Genomic DNA, 3616 nt, shown 5'->3' on the forward strand with positions numbered 1-3616 from the left:
TAGGTCTGCTTTTTTTATGCGCGCTATTTTTTAAATTATATAACCCGTGAGAAGCGAGTGGCATTTATTTGTTTTTGTAAGTGCGCATCAAAGCACATACAAATAATACGAATAAATAAATTCCCTTTTGGTGTTACGCTAATTAGGTTGTTTTCTATTGTTACCATTTCATCGGCAATTAATGGTGCGAGTGCCTCTAAGGCATCTTTAAAGTAGTCATTAAAGCTGATTTTATGTCTGTTCGCGAATACGCTCATATCAAGCTCAAACTGGCAAATAAGTTGTTTAATTGCATCCGCTCGAATAAGGTCATCTTGGGTTAAATGCATGCCTTTATTAATGGCACTGCCTGCTTGCTCATCGATTGTTTGGTAATAGTGTTTTAGCTCTTTCTTATTTTGTAGTATGGCTGTGCCTATTTGCGATATTGACGAGACCCCTAAGCCTAGTAAATCACATTCTCCATGGGTAGTGTAACCTTGAAAGTTACGATGAAGTTGGCCGCTATTTTGAGCAATAGCCAATTCATTATCAACTTTTGCAAAGTGATCCATACCTATAAATTGATAGCCCGCCTGTGTCATTTGCTCTAGGGTATTTTTGAACATAGTGAGCTTATTATGGGCACTGGGTAAATCAGCATCTTTTATTTTACGTTGAGCGGCAAAACGATCAGGTAAATGAGCGTAGTTAAATACTGAAACACGGTCGGGGTCTAAAGCAATCAGTTGCTCAATAGTTTGCTTAAAACTCTCAGGTGTTTGTAGAGGCAGGCCATAAATCATATCTGCATTAATTGATTTAAAGCCTAATTGTTTTGCTTGGGTAATTAACTGCTTTACCTCATCAACATGTTGAGGGCGGTTAACAGCTAGCTGAACTTGATCATTAAAGTCTTGAATACCAAATGACACACGATTAAATCCCATCTCGCTTAAGTCAATCAGCATATTGTCAGCCAGTGAGCGAGGGTCTATTTCTATACCGCGCTCACAGGTATCGCTAAAGTTAAAGTGTTGCTCTAGTAGCTTTACTAAGCGAGTCATTTGGGCTGCGGTCAAAAAGGTTGGAGTACCGCCTCCTAAATGTAATTGCTCAACCCGATAGTCTTGAAATAGCGGCGCTTGTGCCACGATTTCTTTAGCTAAAAAATCTAGGTAGGTATCAGCTTTAGATTGATGGCGAGTAATGACTTTATTACAGCCACAGTAATAGCAAAGCTGGCTACAAAAAGGAATGTGAATATATAAAGACAAAGCACGGGTTTGCGATGATTCAATAGCGCTAATCAAATCTTGTTGCTGATAGCCGTCGGCTAACGAAAGTGCAGTCGGGTAAGACGTGTAACGCGGGCCCGATACATTGTATTTGTTTATTAAAGTTTGATCCCATTGAGGAAGTTTAATCATCACACGCACCTTATCTTTTAAGTTGCTGCGTATTGTAAAAAAGGAAAGGGGAAGGGGGTTTGATCTACAACAAAAAAAGGTGCCGTAGCACCTTTTTAGTATGTAACGTGGCTGCGTTACATTATGGCGTCTTTTAAATACTGAAATAGCTCTTTGTAGCCTCTCGCAGGCTTTTCTGCTTTTACTTCTTTGGCCGCATTACGCACCAGTTGGCGCATTTTTTGGCGCTCAAGAGCTGGGTATTGTTCAATTGTTTCGTTGATTAAGTCATCGCCTTGCTCAATTAAATCACTGCGCAGCTGCTCAATCTTTTTGATCATAACCTCTGCTTGGTTATTTTTATTAAGCATTACATCAATGATCGCTTTAATTTCTTCAATGTTTTCTACTGTACGAAGGGTTTTTGCTATGTAATTTAAGTGGCGGCGGTATGCATCACTTTTATTACTAATTTTATCGGCAACAACCATTGCTTCTTTTAAGTCATCATTAAGCGGTAAGCGTTCGCGCTGCTTTTTACCCATTTTGGCAATTTCAGACCCTAACTGATGAAACTCTTGCGCTTCGCGCTTAAGTTCACTTTTTGATACATATATAATTTCTTCTTCAATTTCAGCAGGCTTGCCTTTTTTCTTCGCCATGGGGTGCTCTTAAGTAAAAATAACTTTGTCTATTATACGCGATTCTTTTAGTGATTAATATTAGCTGATGTGGTGCAGTGAGTGTGTTAGCATTTAAATATAAAAAATGTGTGCAACATGGCCTTCAGGGCTCAGGACAGAATTTATGAAAAGCCAACACCAAGATCCAATATATTCGCAAATTTCTCAAGTAAAAGATGCCGTTTCTGAAGTACTCGAACATGCTAAAAAGTTAGGCGCTACTGCTGCAGAAGCTGCTATGTCGAGCACATCAGGGCTGTCGGTAAGTACGCGCATGGGCGAGGTAGAAACCATCGAGTTTAATCAAGACGGTGGTTTAGGTATTAGCGTGTATGTTGGTAATAACAAAGGCTCCGCCTCTACGGCTGACTTAAATCCAAAAACATTGCGATCTGTGGTCGAAAAAGCCATAGATATTGCTAAATTCACCTCAGATGATCCGTGTAATGGTATTGCTGATAAAGAATTACTTGAGTTTTCGCCTAAAGATTTAGATTTATTTCATCCTTGGGATGTAAGTCCTGAGCAAGGGATTGATTTATGTCATGCTGCTGAGCAAGCCGCATTAAATGCGGATGAGCGAATTGTGAATTCTGATGGTGCTAGCTTTTCTTCACACCAAGGGCTGCGAGTGTATGGCAATAGTCATGGTTTAATTGCAGGCTACCCAAGAACACGCCATAGCATAAGCACTATGGTAATAGGCAAAGAGGGCGAGCATATGCAGCGCGACTCAGCCTACACAATTTCCCGCGATCAAGCAGGGCTAAAAGATGCTGCAAGTGTTGGGCTTGAAGCCGCTGCAGAAACCCTAGCTAAACTAAACAGTCAAAAACTAGGTACCATGAAAGTGCCGGTTATTTTTAGAGCCGATATTGCTAACTCATTGTTTGGCCATTTAGTGTCAGCGATAGGCGGTGGCGCACTGTATCGTAAATCCAGTTTTTTACTGGATAGCTTAGGTACACAAGTGTTCAGCAAAACCGTTAATATTTCAGAGCGCCCACACTTATTAAAAGGGTTAGCATCATCACCTTTTGATAGCGAAGGGGTTAAAACTCTAGACAGAGAAATAATACACGGTGGTGAATTGCAAACATATTTATTAGCGAGCTACGCAGCGCGTAAAATGAATATGACGCCAACAGGCCATGCCGGTGGTATTCATAACTGGTTGGTTGAGCAAACCCATCAGGACTTAGCTACACTATTGAAAACCATGGGCACGGGTTTGTTAGTCACTGAACTTATGGGGCAGGGTGTAAATACCGTGACTGGTGACTACTCTCGTGGTGCAGCTGGTTTTTGGGTTGAAAATGGTGAAATACAGTACCCAGTAAGTGAAATAACTATTGCTGGTAACTTAAGAGATATGTTTAAAGGTATTTCAGCTATTGGTGGCGATATAGAGCGACGTGGTGGTATTCAAACGGGCTCAGTGCTGATTGAGCAAATGCAAATTGCGGGTGCTTAATACCCATCCACAATAATACTTAATTCAGCGAATTGGTATACACCCACTTTGTTTGCTTAAATTAAGCTTAA

3 protein-coding genes are annotated in these 3616 nt (G+C 40.6%); 1 reads left to right on the forward strand and 2 read right to left on the reverse strand.

What is annotated here, in order from left to right; genetic code table 11:
• Positions 1-35: 35 nt before the first annotated feature.
• Both hemN and yjgA read right to left on the reverse strand, forming a co-directional pair.
• Positions 36-1409, reverse strand: coding sequence for an oxygen-independent coproporphyrinogen III oxidase (hemN, locus tag CWB77_RS17335; RefSeq protein ID WP_010390381.1), 1374 nt, complete (start codon positions 1407-1409; stop codon positions 36-38).
• Between the two features lie 116 nt (positions 1410-1525).
• On the reverse strand, positions 1526-2050 hold the full coding sequence (gene yjgA, locus CWB77_RS17340) for a ribosome biogenesis factor YjgA (RefSeq protein WP_010390384.1): 525 nt from the start codon (positions 2048-2050) through the stop codon (positions 1526-1528).
• A 145-nt stretch (positions 2051-2195) separates the two neighbouring features.
• On the opposite strand from yjgA, the gene pmbA reads away from it, so the two are divergent.
• Positions 2196-3545: a metalloprotease PmbA gene (gene pmbA / locus CWB77_RS17345; protein ID WP_138569778.1), complete on the forward strand. Its 1350-nt coding sequence runs from the start codon at positions 2196-2198 to the stop codon at positions 3543-3545.
• Positions 3546-3616 lie beyond the last annotated feature (71 nt).

This window comes from Pseudoalteromonas sp. S1610 (genome assembly GCF_005887465.1).
GTDB lineage: Bacteria > Pseudomonadota > Gammaproteobacteria > Enterobacterales > Alteromonadaceae > Pseudoalteromonas > Pseudoalteromonas undina.

Bases quoted from the DNA above. Each gene is read 5' to 3' on its own strand.
- hemN (WP_010390381.1), bottom strand. From the start codon at position 1,409: ATGATTAAACTTCCTCAATGGGATCAAACTTTAATAAACAAATACAAT.
- yjgA (WP_010390384.1), bottom strand. From the start codon at position 2,050: ATGGCGAAGAAAAAAGGCAAGCCTGCTGAAATTGAAGAAGAAATTATA.
- pmbA (WP_138569778.1), top strand. From the start codon at position 2,196: ATGAAAAGCCAACACCAAGATCCAATATATTCGCAAATTTCTCAAGTA.